Here is a 20644-nt window from a genome sequence, read left to right on the forward strand (position 1 = left end):
GTTTGTTTCTTGGGGTCAGGGAAAGGTATAACTGTGGCAACAAGCCAAAATCTTGATGATATGAAGCTTTCTGAGCTTAAGGATCTTGCGAAGCAAATGGGTCTGCGCGGTACGTCTACAATGCGCAAGCCAGATTTGATTGCTACGCTTACCGCTGCGCGAAATGGTGGGGATGCGCCAGCAGGAGTTAGCGTACATGTTCCTAAAAGCATTGTTAGGGATAGTCGTTCGTCGCTTAATGATGGGGATGATTCTAAATACGATTCATCTTCATCTTTTAGGTCGCGTCGCAATTTTGGTGACGATAGTGGTGAGTCTGCTCGCAAGTCTGCCGATGAGGATTTGTTAGAAAATCTCGGCTTGCCTGATTCTGTTGAATCTTCTGAATCTGATGAATCCGAAGATTCAAATAGAAGCGGTAAGTCTAGGCGTCGTCGTGAGTTTACGCGTGATAATCAATCTCAGCGTCGTCGTCAGTCTGATTTTAAAGATAATTATCGCGGAAATAACTCGGATGATGCAAATGATTCGGAAGATGATTTAGATCAGATTCTTGCTACTTTGCCAAGTGAAAAGTCTTCTGATTCTAACGCAAATCGTGATTCTGAATCTCGCAGGCAACGCGGAGCTTCGCGTTCTAATGGCGATGACGATTATGATGCGCATTCAGATAGGAATGACAGATATCAACGCCGTATGCGTGGTCGTGGACGCGATAGGGATGATTACGATTCCCGCTCGGATCGCTCTGATCATTTAGAGCGTGAAGATCGTCCTGCGAGGAATGATCGTTCTGATCGCAATGATATTCGTGAAGATCACGAGTCTCGTGAATCAGTTTCTCGTAGAGAGGAACCAAAAGAAGAGCTTGTTCCAGTTGCTGGTATTGTAGATGTGCTTGAATCTTATGCGTTTGTGCGCACTTCTGGATATTTGCCTGGTCCAAATGATGTTTATGTTTCTATGAGCCAAATCAAAAAGTATGGTTTGCGCAAGGGAGATGCGGTTCAAGGCTCTATTCGCGCTCCTCGCGAAGGTGATCGTAGGAATCAGCGCCAAAAGTTTGTTCCTTTGCAAAGCGTTGACAGCATTAATGGCATGAGCGTAGAAGATGCTCAGAATCGTCCGCAATTCGCTAAGCTCACGCCTTTGTATCCGCAAGAGCGCTTAAAGCAGGAGACTACGCCAAATCGTATGCTTGGCAGAATCATTGATCTTGTGGCTCCTATTGGTAAGGGTCAGCGTGGTTTGATTGTTTCGCCTCCTAAGGCTGGTAAAACAATCACTTTGCAGAATATTGCTAACGCGATTGCTGTTAATAATCCAGAAGTGCATTTGATGGTTGTTCTTGTAGACGAGCGTCCAGAAGAAGTTACCGACATGGAGCGCACTGTTCAAGGCGAGGTTATTTCTTCTACATTTGACCGTCCAGCATCAGACCACACTACTGTTGCGGAGCTTGCGATTGAGCGTGCTAAGAGACTTGTAGAGCTTGGCCAAGATGTTGTTGTTCTTCTTGATTCTATGACTCGTCTTGCTCGCGCATACAATATTGCTGCTCCTGCATCTGGTCGTATTCTTTCGGGTGGTGTAGATGCTCAGGCGCTTTACCCACCTAAGAAGTTCTTTGGTGCTGCTCGAAACATTGAAAATGGCGGTTCTTTGACTATTATTTCTTCCGCTTTGGTGGAAACTGGTTCAAAGATGGATGAAGTTATTTTCGAAGAGTTTAAGGGCACTGGAAACATGGAGCTTCGCTTGAGTCGTGATTTGGCAGATAAGCGCTTGTTCCCAGCCGTGGATATTAATTCTTCTGGCACGCGCCGCGAAGAGTTGATTACTCCTGCTCAAGAATTGCCTATTATTTATCGCTTGAGGCGACTATTTGGCGGTCTTGAGCCAGAGCAGGCTTATCAGACTTTGGTGCCACGCTTAAAGAAAACTGCGTCAAATCGCGATTTTCTCGCGGCGATTGTGCAGCAAGCGAATAATTCTACAAATGGTGGGTCGCCAGCAACCGCTGCTTAAGTAGGTTATGCTCGTGTAATTTTATAAATATAACTTTAAAAAATACACTTTAAATTACCCCTTGGTTTAATCAATCGAGGGGTAATTTTTATTGTTTATTTTTTAATACTGTTTTTATTACAAACTTATTTTGTGTTTTAAAACAAAAAAAATATACGTTTATATATAATTAATTTCCTATAAAATACACTATTCTTGGTAATTTTTACTATTGATAATGCGTATGCAAATAATAAAAATTAAATAATTATAATTAATTGTCAAAAGTTTATTCTCATAAACATTTGATATTTAATGTGAAAAACCGTGATTTTTTATATAATTTTGTTCTTTTTCGTTAAAAAATACGATACGATTGAATAGACTGCAGGGTAGCGCAATCTGAAATCCACGAAAGTATTCAGAAAGATGCGCTATATGAGGATGGAGGTCGTATGACAGGAAACTCTCATAAGATTGAAAATAATATTCCTTCTGGCTTGAACGCCAATGTGAGCACAGTTGCTCCTATAGATTCTACAGATGCGATTATCGTAGATATTCTTGAACACGATGGTCGTGCAACATTAACCAGACTAGCTAAAGCATCTGGATTATCGGTTTCTGCCGTGCAATCTAGAGTACAAAAGCTTGAGCGCAGAGGAATTATCACTGGTTACCGTGCATTGATTGACTATGAGCGCAGAGGCTTGCCAGTAAGCGCATTTGTTGCTGTAACACCTCTTGACTTTGAGCAAGAAGCATCTGTTCCAGCCAAGTTGAAAGATATTGAAGGTATTGAAGCGTGCTATTCGATTACTGGAAGCCCAAGTTTTATGCTCGTAGTTCGCGTTGCAACTCCTAGCAAGCTAGAAGAGCTAATTAACACAATTCACAGAATTGTGCCAGTTAGCACAGAAACAACTATGGTTTTGCAGACTTATTTCGACTAGAAGTAATATGTGTGAATTTCCTAAAGAATCGGTTGACGCGCGCAATCATTTGATTGAACCTAGTTGCAATGATCGCAACGATTCAATGAACGAGATTTTTGCGTTGCGTCAATCGATCGACAATATTGACAATGCAGTTGTTTCACTTCTAGCAGAGCGCTTTAAAGTCACAGAAAAAGTCGGAGAGATAAAAGCGCGCGCAAATCTTGCTGCGGAAGATAAATCTAGAGAAAATCGCCAAGCAGATCGACTTAAAAAAATTGCTGAAATATCTGGATTAAAAGAAGAAATTGCGCTCGAATATTTACATTTTGTTGTAGCTGCCGCAAAAAAGCGCCATCAAGAAATCAAAAATAGCCAGAAATAGTCAAAAATAGACACAAGTATAGTCAAATCTAATAAAATCTAAAAAATATGCGCGCTTAGAGTCATAATAAAAATATGACTATCGCAACTGTTGAACGTTACGCGCAAATGCTTGATTCTGCAAGCAAAGGCGGATACGCATATCCTGCAATTAATGTTACTAGCACGCAGACCTTAAACGCTGCACTTCAAGGATTTGCAGAAGCGCAAAGCGACGGAATTATTCAAGTATCCGTTGGGGGGTCCGCGTATTTTTCGGGACAGTGCGTAAATAATCGCGTTGTCGGTTCGCTAGCGTTTGCTCAATTCGCGCATCAAGTAGCAGCGCAATATCCAAATATTACCGTTGCCTTACATACAGATCATTGTGCAGAAAGCTATTTAGATGACTGGATTAAGCCACTTTTGGCTTATGAGGCAGATCAAGTTGCGCACGGCAAAGAGCCGATATTTCAATCGCATATGTGGGATGGATCCACAGTTAAGCTTGAACACAATTTAGACGTTGCGGAAGAATTGCTTGAGGCGTCGGCGAAGGCTCATACGGTGTTAGAGATTGAAATTGGGGCTGTGGGAGGCGAAGAAGACGGTCATAGAGCAGACATTGATGAAAAACTATACTCAACGCCGCAGGACGCTATGCGAGTAGTTGAGCGATTAGGTTTGGCAGAGAGCGGAAGATATATGGCTGCTTTTACGTTCGGCAATGTGCATGGTGCATACAAGCCTGGTGTTGTTAAGCTGCGACCACAGTTGCTAGACAACATTCAAAGCGCTGTATACAACAAGTACAAGCTTGATTTATGTAATCGCAAGTTTGGTGTGCCAACAAAACCATTCTTATTGGTATTCCATGGAGGTTCTGGATCTACTCCCGAAGAAATTGCGCAAGCTGTAAGCTACGGCGTAGTAAAAATGAACATCGATACAGACACGCAATATGCGTTTACTCGAGCAATAGCAGATCACATGTTCCGAAACTATGATTCTGTTCTTAAAATCGATGGAGAAGTTGGAGCCAAAAAACTCTACGACCCAAGGTCTTGGGGCAAAGAGGCAGAAAAAGCAATGGCTCAGCGTGTTGTTGAAGCCTGTGTACAGCTTGGCTCTGCTGGTAAAGCCTTATAAGTTCATCAAGTTGCAAATTAAATTCGGTATTGGCTTTGCGCTAGTCTTAACACGTAGGAATTGTGTTTATTTGGGCAACGTTAGCCCAAAAATGGAGGTTCAGCATGCCTGGAATTGTGCTTATTGGCGCTCAATGGGGTGACGAAGGTAAAGGCAAAGCGACTGATTTAATTGGTTCTAAGGTAGATATTGTCGCAAGATTTAATGGCGGTAATAACGCTGGACATACTGTTGTTGTGGGAAACGAGTCTTACGCTTTGCATTTACTTCCTAGCGGTATAATCAGCCCTAATGTAACTCCTGTTATTGGTAATGGTGTTGTTATAGACCCAGAAGTTCTGTTTGAGGAGATTGACGCACTTGAATCTAGAGGTGTTGATTGCTCTCGTTTGAAAGTGAGCGAGTCTGCGCATGTGATTACACCTTATCATCGCGTAATTGACAAGGTTACGGAGAGGTTCCTAGGCAAGCACAAGATTGGTACAACAGGTCGCGGAATTGGCCCGACTTATGCAGATAAGATTAATCGCGTTGGTATTCGTGTGCATGATTTATTTAATGCAGAACATTTGAGGGATAAGGTTGAAGCTAGCTTGCATCAAAAGAATCAAATGTTAGTTAAACTTTACAACCAGCATCCAATAGATATTGATGATGTTACAGCACAGCTTGTGGAGCTTGGAAAGCGTTTGAAGCCTTATGTTGCAGATACTTCGCTTATACTGAATCAGGCTATGGAAAATGGCAAAACCGTGCTTTTTGAAGGCGGTCAGGCAACTATGCTGGATGTCGATCATGGAACTTACCCATTTGTAACATCCTCAAATCCTACTGCAGGAGGTGCTTGCACGGGAACTGGCGTTGGTCCAACTCGTATTACGCGAGTGATTGGAGTTGCTAAAGCCTATATCACTCGTGTTGGTGAAGGTCCATTCCCTACAGAACTTTTGGATGAAAGTGGCGATTGGCTGCGTGAGCAGGGTCACGAATATGGCGTAACTACTGGTCGCCCTCGCCGATGCGGATGGTTTGATTCCGTTGTAAGCCGCTATGCTACTCGCGTAAATGGCTTAACTGATATTGTTCTTACCAAGTTAGATGTTTTGACTGGTTTAAAAGAAATTCCAGTTTGCGTAGCTTACGATGTAACTTTGGCTGACGGAAGCGTTGAGAGAGTGAACGAAATGCCAGTAGATCAGTCTCTGTTTGCTAGCGCTAAGCCAGTTTACGAGATGCTTCCAGGCTGGAGTGAGGATATTTCTCAAATTCACAAGTTTGAAGAATTGCCAGCAAATACTCAAAGCTATGTAAAGCGCTTAGAAGAACTTTCCAAGTGCCGCATTTCGGCAATTGGTACTGGTCCTCAGCGCGACCATATTATTAGCGTTCATTCGCTGATTGACTAGTGGCTATTTAAATAGCGATTTAAGGCGGCTAAAAACTATGAGTATTCCAAGTAGTAATCGCCCCAATTCGCATAACGCGCTCAAGCGTAAATCACTTGGTGCAAAAACATATTTTGTTGTGTTTATTGGTGGATTGCTTGGCGCTTTTGTGCGTAGTGAAATAGGTGGTTTTACGTACGGCATGCATTGGGACTCGGGATATTCTATGCTTTTTAGCCGCTTTACTTTTGCAACTCTTTTGTCTAACATCTTGGCATGTTTTATTCTTGCTTTAGTGAGTTCGCTTGTTGCACAAAGATTGCGCAGCAAGAACAAAGACTTAATAAAATACGGTTTTTGCACAGGATTTTGCGGCGGACTTTCAACAATGTCTACTTTTGCTTTTGAGGGTGCGCATTCCGCATTTACTGCAATGAACATTGTAGAAGTAATTGCCATTATGGCGTTGTCTATGGTTCTTGGCGTTTTAGCAGTGCTTGTTGGGAGTCTAATTGGAGATAAAATTTTTGTTTTTAAAGGCAATGGCAGCGTAAAAAATGCTGGTGATGCAAACGCCATCAATAAAATAGACGCTAACAGGGGCGGTGCAAAATGATGTCTTATGCATATGTTCTTTTTTGGCTGCCTGTTGTTTTCGCTGGACTTGGTGCTGTTCTTCGTTGTGCAATATCTGACGCAATTGGGCGCGTTTACAACCATGATTTTCCAATCGCGACTTTGCTAATCAACTCTTTTGCGTCTTTTATAATGGGCTTAGTTGTATTTTTAAGTTCTTCGATTATATACGATTTAACTTTTGCTTCGACTATTATTTACACGTGCGCATTGGGATTTTTAGGCGGATTTTCAACGTTTTCAACCGCAATCTTAGAAGTCGTAAGCCTGTTTAAGCTAAAGAAAATCAAGCTTGGACTATGGCTTTTTGTTAGCGAACTAATAGTGCCATTCTTATGCGCATTTATTGCATACGCTGGACCGTGTTTTGTAATGTTTTTACTTCTAAAGTCTTAAGTTTTGAATTTTATTAATTGACGTATTTTATTTATTTATATTTATTGTGTTATTAAAAATGTTAAAATGCTTGATGTATTTGTTTGCGATTTGATTTAAGAATAGGTTTATTGTGACTTTAAAGAACGTAGGCGGTTTTATACGCGATTTTTTGCGCGACTTTTCTGATCGCGTTCTTAAAACGCTTAAGCATCTTAGATGGAAGATGGTTCTTGCTGGCGTAGTTGTTGGTCTTGTTTCTGGCGCGCTTGTAGCAACCTATAGACTTGGAATTGAGTACGGAACTGATTTTGCGCGATGGATGTATGCGCAAATATTGCAAAACATGCTTTGGATTGTGCCTTGTGTGGTTTTTGCAATTGTTGCTGGGCTTTTTATTGGCTGGATGAGTCGCAAAGAAAGTATGGCGTCTGGAAGCGGCATTCCACAAGTTGTTGGATATGTTCAGCGCGGGTTAAAAATGTGCTGGAATACCATTTTGCCTGTTCGATTTGTAGGTGGATTGTTGGGATCGCTATTTGGCTTGTCTCTTGGGCGCGAAGGCCCTTCGATTCAAATCGGAGCTTGCGGCGCACAAATGATGTCTCGTATTTTTAGAAAAGGCGATAAAAACGATACTCAAGAGCATTATGTTGTAACTGCTGGAGCTGCAGCTGGCTTATCCGCAGCATTTAGCGCTCCACTTTCTGGACTTATGTTTGCTATGGAAGAAGTTCAACACGGATTGTCTTCTACGGTTCTTATGGGAGCTGCTGCTGCATCTATTTGCGCTGATTTTGTGTCTCAAACATGCTTTGGGCTTCGACCTGTTTTAGACTTTGGAAGAATTCCAGACTTGCCAATGGCGCTTCATTTTTGGTTGATTCCACTTGGCATTTTTGCAGGACTTATTGGCTCTCTAATGAACAGATCCTTACTTGGATTGCAAACATTGTATAAGTATTTGCCAAAATGGGCTCCTGTATCTGTAGCATGTTTAATCGCAATCCCTGTTGGCTTGTATTTGCCGGATGTTCTAGGTGGAGGCTCTAATCTTGTTAAGCTATCTGAATATGGCAAAGTAAGCATAGCGCTTTTGTGCCTTCTGTTTATTGCAAAAATGCTATTTACTTCTACGAGCTTTGGATGTGGCGCGCCTGGCGGAATTTTTATGCCAATTCTTGCTGTTGGCGCTCTTGCAGGCGGCGTTGCTTCTCGCGCAATAATAAGCATTCCACTTCTTGGCATTGACTCAAAGCTAATGCCTATTTTTACAGTGTGCGTTATGGCTGGCACGCTTTCGGCTTCTGTAAAAGCTCCTCTAACTTCGATTTTGCTCACTGTAGAAATGTCAGGAACAATGATTCACACTCTTCCAGTTGCTGCGTCTGCTTTTATTGCGCTTCTTGTATCCGATATTTTGCGCACTAAACCAATCTATGGCGAACTTCTTGAAAGATATATGGCTTCCAGTCCAAAACTCGTACGTTAGTACACCAAAAACAGCCAACAAAAACAGCAATGTGGATAACTTTTTGGCGGAATTGCAACGTTTATTGATCCTTTAACCACATTGTTTAAATAGTATTGCCTAATGCTTTAGTATGCGATTCAATAGCCACATGGACAATATGGCTATTGATAATTACGATGTTCCTTCTTGCGTTCCGCGCATTATAGAAACGTACCCGCCTCAGGCGAGTGCGATAAAAAGTATGCGCAAAAGTACGTCTGATAGTGACAAGCTGGAAGATTCGACTGTTATCGCATCTTTGAATCATGTGAATCATGTGGATCATGCAGATTACTCAAATCATGTAGATTACGCGACTGGTGTATCTTCTACTTCAGTTCGTAGTGATTTTGATGCATTCGATAATCATAGTGTTCAAGAAAATATTGGTAGCTTGAACTATTCGCTAAAGCCTTTTCCAAAAAATGTTGTAATCGGTTCATCGGCAAATGATGGAGTTGGTTTAAGCACTACTCTTGCTCTTCTGGCAAGTCATATATCTAGTAAAAAATATGTTGTTGCACTAATCGACGCAGATATTTCTAACGGTGGATTAGATGTTTTGTTGGGATTAGAGCAGGACGAAGGCAGAAGATTGCAGGAGGTTCAAGCTCCTTTAGGACGATTAGACGGATATGTACTGCGTTGTGAACTTTTGCACTGGAATAACGTTGATATTTTGGCTTACGCTCCTTGGAAGAGTGAAGAGCCTAAGTCATGGGTTATTGAAGCTGCTATTAGAGGTCTTTCCAACGCTTGTGATGTAGTAATTGTTGATATTGGATCTGGATTTTCAGCAAGAAGGCTTTTAAAGAATCTTCCAACTTTGGCGCAAGTTCCAACCATATTTGCTGCAGAGCTTAGTGTTCTTGGCCTTGCCAGATTGCGCGCATATTGGCGAAGCCTAGAATCTGACCATAAAGATTACTCTAGAAAACTAACTTCTATTGTTGCAGGATTAAATCCGCGTGGTCTTTCTAAAAGGTTTTGCCCTGTAAATGTTAATGAAGCTTGTGATTATTTGCTTTGCGATGTAGAAGGTCCAATTGGTCACGATCCTAAAATGTACGAAGATATAATATCTGGTTACGGTATAAGAGATATACCAAGATCCGCCAAAATTCCAATAGAAAAAATAACAACATGGTTGCTTGGAGATTCCTCTAATTCGTCTTTGAAGATATCTGGAAAACAATCTGAGCAGCAATATAAACAATCAAATCCACAATCATATGAATCTGGAAGATTCTCAAAAATATCAAGGGGTAAGCATGGTTTTAGAAGATATTGATTTTGGTATTCTGCAAGAGCTTGCAGATAACCCCCAAACAACAGATATTGTTGTTACAGACACAGGTCACGTTTGGGTAGATAAAGGTTTTGGTTTGCAAGAGTACAATCCAAGAATTCCATTTGATGATCCTATGATTTTGCGAGAATATGCAGTTTGGCTTTGTGCACAATTGGGCAAAAGATTAGATGATTCATGCCCAATCGCAGATGCTTCTAGCCCAGTAGGAGTGCGAGTTCACGCTCTTATTGCTCCAATAGTTTTAAGTGGCGCTGCTATTTCGATTCGTTTTCCTGCTTTAAAACGCTATTGTTTAACAGAGTTAAGCAGTAGAGGAATGTTTCCGATTGAATTATCTAGAATACTTTATCTGTTGGTAACTCAGCGTGCGAATATTTTGATTACGGGAAGCACTGGCTCTGGTAAAACAACGTTAATGAAGTCTCTTTTAGCTTCTTGTGATGAAAAAGACAGAATAGTGACTGTTGAAGAAACAAGAGAATTAGGTTCATTATCTAAGGATCATGTGTCTTTAGCTACAAGAGAAGCAAATGTTGAGGGGGCAGGCAGCGTTGGCTTGTCGGATCTTGTAAAGGCAACTTTGAGGATGAGGCCAGACAGGATTATTTTAGGTGAGTGCAGAGGTCAAGAAATAGCTGATTTATTGCGTGTTTTTACATGTGGTCATAAAGGTGGAATGACAACTTTGCATGCTGATAAAGTCCAAAAGGTGCCAGCCAGATTAATGTCTTTAGGGCTTCTTGCAGGACTGGAACCTTATGCGCTATGTGCTCTTGCTGCGGATGCTTTTGATGTTGTTATACATGTAGAAAGAGTAAATGGTACGCGAGTTGTAAAAGAACTTGGAGTATTGCGTTCTACGGATTCTGGCGCGTTAGAAGGCGTGCCAATTTTAAGATTGAAAAATTACGTTAATTCTAATGATAGTAATTTTTCTGCTCAGATAGAGGCAACGTCTGCTTGGAAAAATTTTGCTGTTAAATGGCATTTACCGTTGAATACAGGATTGTTTCTGTAATTGATAAAGACAGTAAAGGATTTTGAAAATGGGTATTGAAGAATCACTAGCTGCTCTTGTGGCTTCTTTGCGTTCTGGTGCTTCTTTTGAATCGATTATAAGAGGAGACAGCAGCAATGAAATTCGCAATGGACTTATTGAAAAGACCGATAATGTCAATAACAGTTACAACAGTAATAACAGCGAAAGCTATTTCCAAGTTATAAACGTTGAATCTGTGTTCAAATGGATTGATTCTCGCTGTTCTAATAGGATTAAGAATCTTAGCGCTCGCCAAAGAAGTAAAGTTAGAAAAGACATGCGCAAGGTTGCGCAATCGCTTATGTCTGTATACGAATTGAGCAGTTCTATCGGATGCTCTATGACTGATTGTGTTCAAGCTGTTGCTGACTCTTATCATGCCAATAAGAGGGTGAATGATTTAAGATCAGAAGTTTTTGCAATGCCTAAGGCAACTATTAGATTGCTAACTGCTTTACCATTTTTGGCTCTTCTTACTGGACAATTGTTGGGTGTAAATCCAATATTGATGATTTTTACTAGTTCTAGAGGGTATGCATTTTTAGGTATTGGCTTATTGTTTTATGCAATTGGTCTTGTATGGGTTACATGGATTATGAAGTCATCTAAAAAAGCAATGCTGAGTGCTGTTTCTAATGTCGATTAATTAACTAATGGTTATTAAGGATCGTGGAAAATGTTTAAGGCAATTATCGTTTGGATTATTTTAGTAGCTTATATAGTTACGTTATGCAAATTTTTTACTAGACAGATGATTCTTAATCCGTGCTATGAGCGCGCCTGTAAGCCTGCGATTTCTATGAGAAGCAATTACGATTTTAGGCTTAACAAAGTTGAAGATATAGATCCAATTTTGGGTTTGCAAATGATGATAGTTGCTTTAAAAAGCGGAGTTGCAATTACTAGAGCACTTGATGCTGTTGGATCATCTATTCCTGGAGGAAAAGGGATTTGTCTAAGGAATGTTTCTAGAGCACTACTTTCTGGAGATACTTGGATGGAAGCTTGGAGCGCTCCTTATGTGTGCTTCGATAAAAAAGACAAAAATCCATCTGCATCTTTTGTTTTAAGTATGTGGCTTAGACAGTCACTTAGAGAATCATGGAGTTGTGGAAGCTCTCCTGTTCCTGTACTCATAGCAATTTTACAAAATTATGAGCAATCTATGCAAAACGTGGCAAGAACAGAAAGCTCTAGGCTTTCTGTTCGCCTGCTTTTGCCGGTTGGGTTATGTTTTCTGCCAGCGTTTATTTTCGTCGGAATTTTGCCGACAGTATCTGCATTTATGTGTTGATCACAATCTAAAAAATAAAAAATTTGTATCCCAATATTGGGTACATAAATAAAAGAAAAATAATAAAAACAACAAAAAGAAAGGTAACGGTGAGTGATTATGAGATCAATTACTGCTGCATTGTCAACATGGTATTGCGTGTGTTCAATGCGGATGAATGAAGGACTAATTAAAGCTGAACAAGCATGTAATAGCATGCAGAATCGTTTGAGCAAAGATTTAAAGCAGTGTGATGATGGGGCTGTTACGGCAGAATATGCTGTTGTTCTTATAGCTGCCACAGCTTTTGCTACAGCGCTTATTGCTATTGCCAAATCAGATGCTGTTCGTACGGCTATCGGTGATCTTGTTACAAAAGCTCTACATGTTAGCTAGTTTTAAGTAAATAGTCATTTATAAAACTGTTAAGCACTGCGTGAAACTTAAAACATACTTTGAAAAACATTAGATGAAACACTTATAAAGTTTTTTGACTGTGATGTTTATGTGATTTTTTGTGGGATTTTAACTAATGCGAAAAGAAACGAGACAAAATGGAGAATTATGTATTTTTGAACATTTTAGATAAGAGAACGACTAAGAATAATTGTAATAAGATAAATAATTCAAAAGATTCTGGGGCTGTTACCGCAGAATTTGCGATTATTCTTCCTGCAGTTGTGGTACTTGCTTTAACGTTATTTTTTGTTGGTAAATCAGTAGTAAATACAATGAATTGCCATGATGCAGCAGGTCAAGTAGCGTACTATGTTGCTTCGCATCACAATTCTAAAGATGCGCAAAATATAGTATCTAAAGTATCTGGAGTTAATAGTTCTGTAAAAGTCAAATATGTTGGGAATACGGCAGATATTGTTGTAAGCTGCCCAGTTGTGCCAGACCCTTTAAAAGTATTGCCATTGTCTGTAGAAGCTCGCATTAGTCAGGTTTTAATATGAGTCAAAAAATATGTAAGCGATTGAGCATTTTGAATACGCGATATTACAGTTTTAAACATTTGCGTAGAGCAGATTGTGGTTCTGGAACTATGCTCGGCATAGGATTGGTAATAGTAATCTGCTCTATGCTTGTTGTTTGTGCGACTTTAGGGTCAATTTTGGTGCAAAAACATCGAGCCTACGCTCTTGCAAACGCATCGGCTATATCAGGTGCAGTTGCTATGAGAAATATGCAAGATGATGCATGTCAAGTTGCAGAGCGCACAGCAAAGGCAAATGATGGGAAAATAGAATCTTGTGTTGAAAAAGATGATGACGTATTAATCAGTCTAAGTATGCCTTTACGACTTCCTATGGTTAATAAGATAAATGTAACGGCTAGAGCTGGTTTAATAGATTGTGACTAATAAGTGTGTGGAAAATATCAGTGATTCGTGCGATTGGTCATAATGTAGCATGTTAATAGGTAATTAGCATGTTAATGTCTAAATGTTTAGAATAGAACAGAAACTTTGCTCAAGTAGAGTTGAGCTAATATTCAGGCGACGGTAGGTTATAGTTATGGCACTTGCATTGTATCGAAGGTATCGTCCAGACACGTTTGAAGGAGTGATAGGACAGAATCAAGTTACCGTTCCTCTTATGAGAGCGCTAGATCAAGGCAAAATAACGCACGCTTACCTATTTTCGGGTCCACGCGGTTGTGGAAAAACAAGCTCTGCGCGTATTCTTGCTCGTTGTATTAACTGCAAAGAGGGTCCTACTTCTAAGCCATGTGGAAAATGTCAAAGCTGTAAAGATTTGTCTACAGGCGGATCAGGTTCAATAGACGTTGTAGAAATAGATGCTGCAAGTCACAATGGTGTTGACGATGCTAGGGAATTACGCGAACGTGCAGGTTTTGCTCCAGCGCGTGACCGATATAAGATTTTTATTCTTGATGAAGCGCATATGGTAACTCCGCAAGGATTCAATGCTTTGTTGAAGATTGTGGAAGAGCCTCCTGAGCATGTTATGTTTATTTTTGCTACTACTGAACCAGATAAGGTGATTGGAACTATACGTTCTAGAACCCACCATTATCCGTTTAGACTTGTTCCTCCAGAAGTAATGGGACCGTATCTGGAAGACATTTGTAAAAAGGAAGGTATTCAAGCGCAAAAGGGTGTTTTGCGGCTTGCTATGCGCGCTGGCGGCGGATCCATGCGAGATACATTATCTGTTTTAGATCAACTTATGATTGGTTCAGATAATGGTGTTATCTCGTTAGATTCAGCAGTTGCTTTGCTTGGTTTTACGCCTTCTAATCTTATTGCAGATGTTATTGATGCCCTTATTGAAAAAGACGGTGCAAAACTATATGAAGTTGTACAAAAAGTGGTAGTTGGAGGATTTGACACTCGTAAGTTTGTGGAAGATCTTCTCGGACGATTGCGTGATTTGTTGCTTTTGGTTTCTGCTGGTCCCAATTGTGCTAAAAACTTGTTAGGCGATTTATCGCCAGAAGACATGCAAGATTTGCAACGTCAATCAAGTCAGCTCACTTTGCGAAGCTTGTCTAAAATGGCAGAAATCGTCAATAATGCTTTTGCTGGAATGGCAAATGCTGTTTCGCCTAGAATGAATCTTGAGATTCTTATGGCTAGATTGCTTGCTGATATGCAATCTGGTACTACTGTACAGGAATCATTTGCTCAATCTAATAATCAATCTCTTGCAAAGTCTTCCTCACATCCTGCATCTTCTGCAAGGCATTTTATTGGTTCAAATTCTGCTGTAAATTCAGTCAATCCAGTGAATAGTACAGTTAATCCAGTAAATCCAGTAAATAATCCAGTTAATCCAGTAAACATTGCTGAAAATCATACAGTAACTCTTGATGATAAATCTGAAATCAACAATAACACGCAAGCGAATTGGTCAACTGCAAACGTTGAAAAACAGACAACACAAGAGCTTGACGTGGATGAAACTTGGGACAATCTGGTTAAAAATTTGCCAGACGATGTTCGTGAATACGTAGAGAGAGATCGCGTTCCAAAAGTTAGATTAGACGATGGGAATGCGGCAAAAAGAAGGCTTGTATTAACTTTTGACCAGCCTATAAGCCAACATGCTTTTGCGCTCGCGATTTGCACAACAGAACCTTGCGATGGTAAAAAAGTGCCAGTTGTGGTTATGAACAAAGTAAAGGATGTGTTTGGGAAAAACGTTGCAATAGCTCCAGATTTAGTAGCTGCAAACGGCGAAAAAGTGGAGTCTGTTGCAAGAATGACTTCGCAACGACTTGCACAAGTTAAGCGAGACTTGCTTATGCGAAAAGCTGGAATCGTAAAAGGATTCGGAAAAATAATCGAGAAAAGCTCTGATTCAAATTCAAATAATGCGGATTCCAGTAGCGATGATGCTGGCTCTAGTGACGATTCAAGTGCTGGTGCGGAGGCTTTCGATTCATCTGGTTCTGCAATTTCAGAAAGTGCTTTAGATTTAGATATTGAGAAAGATGACGCATGGGCAGGTATGGGATCTGCTCCAATGGGAGATGCGATTGCTGCATTGCAGAATGCAGATTTTAATGTTGGAGTGGTAAGCGCTTCAGAAAACGCAGATAACGTTGCGTCAAACGCGCAGCAATGGGGTCAAAAATCGCAGATAAGTCATCAAAATTTGCAGCGCGAAAATTCAGAATCGCAGGTAGACAATGAGTCAAAAGCGCGAATCTCTAATGGTGTAAACGGCGCTCAAGAAGACGAATGCTCCATGCAGGATGAATCGTTAGAGTCTGCAACCAATTTGAGCATAGATGATTTAGAGAAGATGTTTGAGGTGAAATCTGTAAAAGAATTCGCTGCAAGTGATCCAAAAAATCCTAAAAATGCAGGATTGCATAAGCGAAAGCAAGAGGAGTAAGTAAAAGTGCATAACGTGTCATCGTATGACGGTGCAATAGGCAGAGTTATTGATGCGTTCTCTAAGCTTCCAGGAATAGGGCCAAAAGGCGCGCAACGAATTGCATTCTACATACTTTCATCATCTGATGTACAAACGCAGGATTTAATTGACGCAATCAGTGACTTGCGCGAGAATGTGCGATTTTGTGAAATTTGCGGAAACGTTTGCGAGCAAAGCCCTTGTGTTATTTGCCAAGATCCGCGCAGAGATCACACAAAAATATGCGTTGTAGAAGAGCCAAAAGACATTATGAGCATTGAGAGAACTCACGAATACGCTGGCGTTTATCACGTTTTGGGCGGTGCCATTAATCCAATGGCAAATGTGGGTCCTGCAGATTTGAAAATAACGCAACTGCTTGAGCGCCTAAAAGACGCGCAAGTAAAAGAAGTTATTTTAGCGCTTGACCCAAATATTGAAGGAGAAGCTACAGTAACTTATTTAGCACGTTTACTTGAGCCGCTTGACATAAGTATTACGCGACTTGCAAGCGGATTGCCAGTTGGTGGAGACTTAGAGTATGCAGACGAGATAACTCTTGGTCGCGCATTTGCAGGAAGACAAGAAGTATAAAAGATTTGTGGACTCGTAAGTAAACGCGTTTGATAAGTCGCCAGCAACCGCTTGTTGCATATACGCCACTCACAATATCTCTAAAACTAAAAATAAATAGAGCACAGTTGGTAGTCTAATTTCAGATTAATCTTATTTGGATTAATTCTTATTGCATTAGCGTGCTTTAGATAACAGTGACGGCTGAACATAAGGGGTTAGAATGGCTCTTATAGTGCAGAAATACGGTGGCTCGTCCGTAGAAGATACGGACGCAATTCAGCGTGTAGCCAAAAGAATTCTTGATACAAAAGCTGCTGGTAATGATGTTGCTGTTGTTGTTTCCGCTATGGGAGATACCACAGACGACTTGATTGACCAAGCAATGAGTGTAAATGCGCATCCGCCTGCCAGAGAGATGGATATGCTTATGACTGCAGGAGAGCGTATTTCGATGAGTCTTCTAGCAATGGCTATTCATGCTCAAGGCTCGCACGCATACTCTTTTACTGGTTCTCAAGCTGGATTTATGACAGACGCGCAATTTGGAGCAGCTCATATTCGTGCAGTAAAGCCAGATCGTGTTCAGCATGCGCTTAAAAAAGGCAGTGTTGCTATTGTTGCAGGATTCCAAGGAATTAGCGAGGTTGGTGACGACACAACGCTTGGCAGAGGCGGATCAGACACTTCGGCAGTGGCACTTGCTGTTGCTCTTGGAGCAGATGTTTGCGAGATTTATACAGATGTTGATGGCGTATTTACGGCAGATCCTCGAATTGTTCCAACCGCAAAGCGAATTCCTGTTATTGATTACGATTCAATGCTTGAGATGTCGTCTTGCGGATCTCGAGTGTTAGCTTTGAGATGCGTTGAATACGCGCAAAGATTCAGTATGCCTCTTCATGTTCGCAGCTCGTTTTCGCACAGAAACGGAACATTAATTGTGCCGAGTGGAGTAGACCCAAAGAGTTTGCCGAATTTAAGCTAATTATTTATTAAAGAAGACACAAGCATAACAACAGACAGAACGTATAGGCAATAGACAGAAGGTGGCAAAAATGGTAAATAAAATGGCAAATGTAGATATTCGTTCAACAATGGGTGATTTGTTCCCAGATTTAGGCCCAGAAACACCAGTGATTTCAGGCGTTGCGCATGATAGAAGCGAATCTATGATTACTCTTCGAGGCGTTCCCGATAAGCCTGGAAATGCCGCAAAAGTGTTTACAACTCTTGCTGCTGCAGACGTTAACATAGACATGATTGCTCAGGCAAGCGCATCCACCGAAACGGCTGACATATCGCTTACGGCTCCAAGCTCGGCTTTGGATGCCGTTTGCAAGGTTTTGCAGGGTGCGCGCGGCGAATTGCAATTTACGTCTATGGATGTAGACCCTTCTGTTGGCAAAGTCGCAGTTGTTGGCGTTGGAATGAAAACCTATTCTGGTCTCGCAGCCACCTTCTTTACAGCGTTAAGCGATCACGGTATTAATATTCTTATGATTTCTACATCGGAAATTCGTATTGCTGCGATTGTTCCAGTAAAACAGCTTGACGAGGCGGTTCGTGCGCTTCACACAGCCTACGGATTAGACGCAAGCAAAGTTGAAGCTGTTGTTTATGGAGGAAGCGGGCGCTGATCGCGCAAAAACACGCAAAATAAGGGAGACAAAATGGCAATCATAAGCAATACAGGCGTAAACCTTGCGGTTTTAGGTGCAACGGGTCAGGTTGGAATGGTTATGCGTCGCGTATTAGACGAGCGCGATTTTCCAATTAAAAACTTGCGATTTTTGGCTTCCGCGCACTCTGCTGGAACTGTTTTGAACTATCGAGGCAAAGATGTTGTTGTAGAAGACGTAGAAAAAGCAGATTTAAGCGGAATTGACATTGCGATTTTCTCCGCAGGCGGCGGAACATCCAAAGTGTGGGCACCTCGATTCGCGGATGCGGGTGCAATTGTAATAGATAATTCTTCTCAATGGCGTATGCATAACGATGTGCCTCTGGTAGTTGCAGAAGTAAACCCAGAAGATTTAAATGATATTCCGTGTGGAATAGTGGCGAATCCTAATTGCACAACAATGGCGTGCATGCCTGTTTTAAAACCGCTTTCTGACGCTTTTGGTCTAAGGCGACTTATTGTATCTTCTTATCAGGCAGTTTCTGGAGCTGGTAGAGCTGGAGCATTGCAGCTTATGAACGAAGCGCAAGCTGCCTTAGATCAAGGAGCGGATAAGCTTGTGTTTGATGGAGATGCTATTGATTTTCCGCAGCCAACCAAAGTTGCGCGTACAATTGCATTCAACGTTGTGCCATTTATCGGCGCGATTGTTGAGGACGGATCGCAAGAAACCGACGAGGAGCAAAAGCTTCGCAACGAAAGTCGTAAGATTCTTCATCTGCCAAAGCTTGCAGCGAGTTGCACATGCGTGCGCGTGGGCGTTTTTACTGGTCACGGAATGAGCATTAATGCCGAATTTGAGCGCGATGTAACTCCAGATATGGCTCGCGAAGTATTAAACAAGGCTCCGGGAGCCGAGCTTAGCGATATTCCTACTCCGCAACTTGCTGCAGGAAAGTCTGCAAGCTACGTTGGGCGTATTCGCCAAGATCAAGCGGTTGATGGAAAGCGCGGATTGGCAATGTTTATTACAAATGACAATCTTCGTAAGGGTGCTGCTCTTAACGCCGTGCAATTGGCGGAAATCGTAGCTAAAAAACGACACTTTGTAGATTGATTAGACCTGCGCGAATTAGCTATTATAAAAAATTTTACGTAAAATGTAATTATGTCTATAGCTTCGCAAGAAATACAAAAGCAGCTTGATCGCATTGTTGCTCTTGGCTACCCAGATGTTGCAGATATGAGTGCTGCATCGTTTCGTGCTTTAGCTTTGCCGCTTATTCGCGCTCTTGAGCAAAGCGATTTGGGTACTAATATTCTTCTTGTGCCTACTCGCGAGCTAGTTTCTCCAGAATCCTTAATTTCTAGGACGAGTATTGATCGTATGGCTGGTTTTACAACAATGCCGCCTAGAGATATAGCTAGTTTTCTGCCACAAGATGGTTTTGAGCCTCCAGAAGGTCCATTTTACTTGGCATTAGACCCTCATACAGGCACGTCGTATTTGAATCGTGAGCCAGATGTTGCCAGAAAACTTATAGATTCAGACGAGCGTCTTCCTTTGACTTTAGAAGAAGGATTGGCGATTGTTACGCAGCATCCAGATTGGCTTGAAATAAAAAATGGTTTTAATCTTCTCGGATCTAAAAGCTCCGATGGAAGAGTGCCGAGTATTTGGATGAGTCAAGGTGCTCCTCGTCTTGGAGCTGTATGGCCAAATTCAAGGCATACTTGGCTTGGCAACGCGTATTGTACGGCACGTCGTGGCGTATCTCTATTCCAATGAAGAGTATTAAATATTAATCTAATAAATTAAGAAGTTGATAGCAAAAGCATCATCAGGTAGTCAGTAAGCAAGGTGTATTGTGGCATACATAACTTTTGATCATGTTGTAAAAGAGTATCCATCTGGATCAAGTGTCGTGCGCGCTCTAGATGATGCTAGTTTTACAGCCGAACGCGGCAAGCTCACCGTAATACTAGGGGCTTCGGGTGCAGGTAAAACTACGGCCTTGAATATTTTAGGCGGTATGGATACGGCAACAATCGGTAGTGTAACTGTTGGTGATTTAAATATTACAAAGCTAAATGGTCGTGGGCTTGTAAAGTATCGAAGAGAAGATATTGGTTTTGTCTTCCAATTCTATAATCTTGTTCCAAACTTGACAGCGTTAGAAAACGTAGAGCTTGCTTCACAAATTTGCTCAGATCATTTTGATCCAGCACAAACGCTTATTGACGTAGGTTTGGAAAAAAGACTTAATAATTTCCCAGCACAACTTTCTGGAGGCGAGCAGCAGCGAGTTTCTATTGCGCGCGCACTTGCTAAAAAGCCTAAGTTGCTTTTATGCGATGAGCCTACGGGTGCGTTAGATTATGAAACTGGAAAAGCTGTTTTGCAATTATTGCAAGATATTTGCCAAAAAGAAGGAATGACGGTTCTTATTATTACTCATAATGCTGCTATTGCTCCTATGGCTCATAAAGTTGTGAGATTCCATTCTGGAAAAGTCGTAAGCGAAACAGTACAAGAAAATCCTACGGCAATTGCAGATATTGAATGGTGA

The 20644-nt window shown here is 41.3% G+C and carries 22 protein-coding genes; all 22 read left to right on the forward strand.

Annotation, left to right across the window (positions count from 1 at the left end; all coding sequences use genetic code 11):
• Positions 1 to 33: 33 nt before the first annotated feature.
• The 22 genes from rho (at position 34) to ABVC65_RS02485 (ending at position 20644) form a co-directional block, all read left to right on the forward strand.
• The gene (rho, locus tag ABVC65_RS02380; RefSeq protein ID WP_353582514.1) at positions 34 to 2028 is read left to right on the forward strand and encodes a transcription termination factor Rho; all 1995 of its coding nucleotides are present in this window, start codon (positions 34 to 36) and stop codon (positions 2026 to 2028) included.
• Between the two features lie 434 nt (positions 2029 to 2462).
• Positions 2463 to 2960, forward strand: coding sequence for an Lrp/AsnC family transcriptional regulator (locus tag ABVC65_RS02385; protein ID WP_004114142.1), 498 nt, complete (start codon positions 2463 to 2465; stop codon positions 2958 to 2960).
• Positions 2961 to 2967: 7 nt separating this feature from the next.
• The gene (locus tag ABVC65_RS02390) at positions 2968 to 3327 is read left to right on the forward strand and encodes a chorismate mutase (RefSeq protein ID WP_353582515.1); all 360 of its coding nucleotides are present in this window, start codon (positions 2968 to 2970) and stop codon (positions 3325 to 3327) included.
• A 74-nt stretch (positions 3328 to 3401) separates the two neighbouring features.
• Complete coding sequence (gene fbaA / locus ABVC65_RS02395; RefSeq protein WP_353582516.1) at positions 3402 to 4454, forward strand: class II fructose-bisphosphate aldolase; 1053 nt, start codon at positions 3402 to 3404, stop codon at positions 4452 to 4454.
• Positions 4455 to 4558: 104 nt separating this feature from the next.
• Positions 4559 to 5860, forward strand: a complete 1302-nt coding sequence (locus ABVC65_RS02400) for an adenylosuccinate synthase (RefSeq protein WP_353582517.1) — start codon at positions 4559 to 4561, stop codon at positions 5858 to 5860.
• Between the two features lie 37 nt (positions 5861 to 5897).
• Positions 5898 to 6455, forward strand: a complete 558-nt coding sequence (locus ABVC65_RS02405) for a fluoride efflux transporter FluC (RefSeq protein WP_016811205.1) — start codon at positions 5898 to 5900, stop codon at positions 6453 to 6455.
• Positions 6452 to 6871 (forward strand): fluoride efflux transporter FluC, encoded by a 420-nt coding sequence (locus ABVC65_RS02410; protein WP_004120402.1) that lies wholly within the window; start codon positions 6452 to 6454, stop codon positions 6869 to 6871. Before ABVC65_RS02405 ends, ABVC65_RS02410 begins: the two co-directional genes overlap by 4 nt.
• 112 nt (positions 6872 to 6983) lie before the next feature.
• Complete coding sequence (locus tag ABVC65_RS02415; protein ID WP_004120405.1) at positions 6984 to 8342, forward strand: ClC family H(+)/Cl(-) exchange transporter; 1359 nt, start codon at positions 6984 to 6986, stop codon at positions 8340 to 8342.
• Between the two features lie 130 nt (positions 8343 to 8472).
• A complete protein-coding gene (locus ABVC65_RS02420) occupies positions 8473 to 9654 on the forward strand; it encodes a hypothetical protein (protein WP_353582518.1) in 1182 nt (393 codons plus the stop codon).
• Positions 9635 to 10693, forward strand: a complete 1059-nt coding sequence (locus tag ABVC65_RS02425; protein WP_353582519.1) for a CpaF family protein — start codon at positions 9635 to 9637, stop codon at positions 10691 to 10693. The genes ABVC65_RS02420 and ABVC65_RS02425 overlap by 20 nt, the downstream gene beginning before the upstream one ends.
• A 28-nt stretch (positions 10694 to 10721) precedes the next feature.
• Positions 10722 to 11360 carry a type II secretion system F family protein gene (locus tag ABVC65_RS02430; RefSeq protein WP_004120444.1) on the forward strand — a complete coding sequence of 213 codons (639 nt, stop codon included), beginning with the start codon at positions 10722 to 10724 and terminating at the stop codon, positions 11358 to 11360.
• A gap of 30 nt (positions 11361 to 11390) precedes the next feature.
• Positions 11391 to 12008 (forward strand): type II secretion system F family protein, encoded by a 618-nt coding sequence (locus ABVC65_RS02435; protein ID WP_004120445.1) that lies wholly within the window; start codon positions 11391 to 11393, stop codon positions 12006 to 12008.
• Between the two features lie 99 nt (positions 12009 to 12107).
• Positions 12108 to 12383, forward strand: a complete 276-nt coding sequence (locus tag ABVC65_RS02440) for a DUF4244 domain-containing protein (protein WP_353582520.1) — start codon at positions 12108 to 12110, stop codon at positions 12381 to 12383.
• A 158-nt stretch (positions 12384 to 12541) separates the two neighbouring features.
• Complete coding sequence (locus tag ABVC65_RS02445; protein ID WP_004120449.1) at positions 12542 to 12946, forward strand: TadE/TadG family type IV pilus assembly protein; 405 nt, start codon at positions 12542 to 12544, stop codon at positions 12944 to 12946.
• A complete protein-coding gene (locus ABVC65_RS02450) occupies positions 12943 to 13353 on the forward strand; it encodes an Rv3654c family TadE-like protein (RefSeq protein ID WP_353582521.1) in 411 nt (136 codons plus the stop codon). Before ABVC65_RS02445 ends, ABVC65_RS02450 begins: the two co-directional genes overlap by 4 nt.
• A 154-nt stretch (positions 13354 to 13507) precedes the next feature.
• A complete protein-coding gene (gene dnaX / locus ABVC65_RS02455) occupies positions 13508 to 15856 on the forward strand; it encodes a DNA polymerase III subunit gamma/tau (protein WP_353582522.1) in 2349 nt (782 codons plus the stop codon).
• A 6-nt stretch (positions 15857 to 15862) separates the two neighbouring features.
• Positions 15863 to 16471 (forward strand): recombination mediator RecR, encoded by a 609-nt coding sequence (recR, locus tag ABVC65_RS02460; RefSeq protein ID WP_004120455.1) that lies wholly within the window; start codon positions 15863 to 15865, stop codon positions 16469 to 16471.
• A 202-nt stretch (positions 16472 to 16673) separates the two neighbouring features.
• Entirely contained in the window at positions 16674 to 17438 is a 765-nt protein-coding gene (locus tag ABVC65_RS02465) for an aspartate kinase (RefSeq protein WP_004120457.1), read from the forward strand.
• A 70-nt stretch (positions 17439 to 17508) separates the two neighbouring features.
• Positions 17509 to 18090, forward strand: a complete 582-nt coding sequence (locus ABVC65_RS02470) for an ACT domain-containing protein (protein WP_353582523.1) — start codon at positions 17509 to 17511, stop codon at positions 18088 to 18090.
• 33 nt (positions 18091 to 18123) lie between these two features.
• Positions 18124 to 19191, forward strand: a complete 1068-nt coding sequence (locus tag ABVC65_RS02475) for an aspartate-semialdehyde dehydrogenase (RefSeq protein ID WP_353582524.1) — start codon at positions 18124 to 18126, stop codon at positions 19189 to 19191.
• A 51-nt stretch (positions 19192 to 19242) separates the two neighbouring features.
• Complete coding sequence (locus tag ABVC65_RS02480; protein WP_004120463.1) at positions 19243 to 19863, forward strand: DUF5701 family protein; 621 nt, start codon at positions 19243 to 19245, stop codon at positions 19861 to 19863.
• Between the two features lie 79 nt (positions 19864 to 19942).
• Positions 19943 to 20644: an ABC transporter ATP-binding protein gene (locus ABVC65_RS02485; RefSeq protein WP_353582525.1), complete on the forward strand. Its 702-nt coding sequence runs from the start codon at positions 19943 to 19945 to the stop codon at positions 20642 to 20644.

The sequence above is a fragment of the Gardnerella vaginalis genome (assembly GCF_040427915.1).
Lineage (GTDB): Bacteria > Actinomycetota > Actinomycetes > Actinomycetales > Bifidobacteriaceae > Bifidobacterium > Bifidobacterium vaginale_C.

Coding starts and splice junctions, on each gene's coding strand:
- ABVC65_RS02385 (WP_004114142.1), top strand. CDS start 2,463: ATGACAGGAAACTCTCATAAGATTGAAAATAATATTCCTTCTGGCTTG.
- ABVC65_RS02390 (WP_353582515.1), top strand. CDS start 2,968: ATGTGTGAATTTCCTAAAGAATCGGTTGACGCGCGCAATCATTTGATT.
- fbaA (WP_353582516.1), top strand. CDS start 3,402: ATGACTATCGCAACTGTTGAACGTTACGCGCAAATGCTTGATTCTGCA.
- ABVC65_RS02400 (WP_353582517.1), top strand. CDS start 4,559: ATGCCTGGAATTGTGCTTATTGGCGCTCAATGGGGTGACGAAGGTAAA.
- ABVC65_RS02405 (WP_016811205.1), top strand. CDS start 5,898: ATGAGTATTCCAAGTAGTAATCGCCCCAATTCGCATAACGCGCTCAAG.
- ABVC65_RS02410 (WP_004120402.1), top strand. CDS start 6,452: ATGATGTCTTATGCATATGTTCTTTTTTGGCTGCCTGTTGTTTTCGCT.
- ABVC65_RS02420 (WP_353582518.1), top strand. CDS start 8,473: ATGGACAATATGGCTATTGATAATTACGATGTTCCTTCTTGCGTTCCG.
- ABVC65_RS02425 (WP_353582519.1), top strand. CDS start 9,635: ATGGTTTTAGAAGATATTGATTTTGGTATTCTGCAAGAGCTTGCAGAT.
- ABVC65_RS02430 (WP_004120444.1), top strand. CDS start 10,722: ATGGGTATTGAAGAATCACTAGCTGCTCTTGTGGCTTCTTTGCGTTCT.
- ABVC65_RS02435 (WP_004120445.1), top strand. CDS start 11,391: ATGTTTAAGGCAATTATCGTTTGGATTATTTTAGTAGCTTATATAGTT.
- ABVC65_RS02440 (WP_353582520.1), top strand. CDS start 12,108: ATGAGATCAATTACTGCTGCATTGTCAACATGGTATTGCGTGTGTTCA.
- ABVC65_RS02445 (WP_004120449.1), top strand. CDS start 12,542: ATGGAGAATTATGTATTTTTGAACATTTTAGATAAGAGAACGACTAAG.
- ABVC65_RS02450 (WP_353582521.1), top strand. CDS start 12,943: ATGAGTCAAAAAATATGTAAGCGATTGAGCATTTTGAATACGCGATAT.
- dnaX (WP_353582522.1), top strand. CDS start 13,508: ATGGCACTTGCATTGTATCGAAGGTATCGTCCAGACACGTTTGAAGGA.
- ABVC65_RS02465 (WP_004120457.1), top strand. CDS start 16,674: ATGGCTCTTATAGTGCAGAAATACGGTGGCTCGTCCGTAGAAGATACG.
- ABVC65_RS02470 (WP_353582523.1), top strand. CDS start 17,509: ATGGTAAATAAAATGGCAAATGTAGATATTCGTTCAACAATGGGTGAT.
- ABVC65_RS02475 (WP_353582524.1), top strand. CDS start 18,124: ATGGCAATCATAAGCAATACAGGCGTAAACCTTGCGGTTTTAGGTGCA.
- ABVC65_RS02480 (WP_004120463.1), top strand. CDS start 19,243: ATGTCTATAGCTTCGCAAGAAATACAAAAGCAGCTTGATCGCATTGTT.